The organism is Hoskinsella mucinilytica, from assembly GCF_045223415.1.
GTDB classification, from domain to species: Bacteria; Bacillota_I; Bacilli_A; order Erysipelotrichales; family Erysipelotrichaceae; genus Hoskinsella; species Hoskinsella mucinilytica.
The window spans coordinates 1-407 of the sequence record NZ_JBEQZJ010000127.1; the positions used below are offsets into that span (position 1 = coordinate 1).

The 407-nt window shown below is 38.6% G+C and carries 1 protein-coding gene; it reads right to left on the minus strand.

The window, feature by feature from the left end; genetic code table 11:
• The coding region (locus UGRO018_RS17825; RefSeq protein ID WP_416327857.1) for a polysaccharide biosynthesis protein at positions 1 to 407 on the minus strand (407 nt) is incomplete at both ends.

Consider the following 407-nt stretch of genomic DNA (forward strand, 5'->3'; position numbering starts at 1 on the left):
CCTTCTTCTTTCATCAGCATTTCTTCATACAACTTCTCACCAGGTCTTAATCCTGTATATTCAATCTTGATATCTACATCCGGTTCATATCCTGAAAGTCTGATTAAGTTTCTTGCCATATCTGCGATCTTTACCGGTTCTCCCATATCTAACACAAATATCTCTCCACCCTTTGCATATGCTCCTGCTTGTAGTACTAAAGATACTGCTTCAGGAATCGTCATAAAGAACCTGATAATATCTGGATGTGTCACAGTAATCGGTCCGCCTTGTTCAATTTGTTTCTTAAACAGTGGTATTACAGAACCATTTGATCCAAGTACATTTCCAAACCTTACTGCTACATAATCCGTCTTTGACTTCTTGTTATATGTCTGTACGATCATTTCACAGATTCGCTTGGTGGC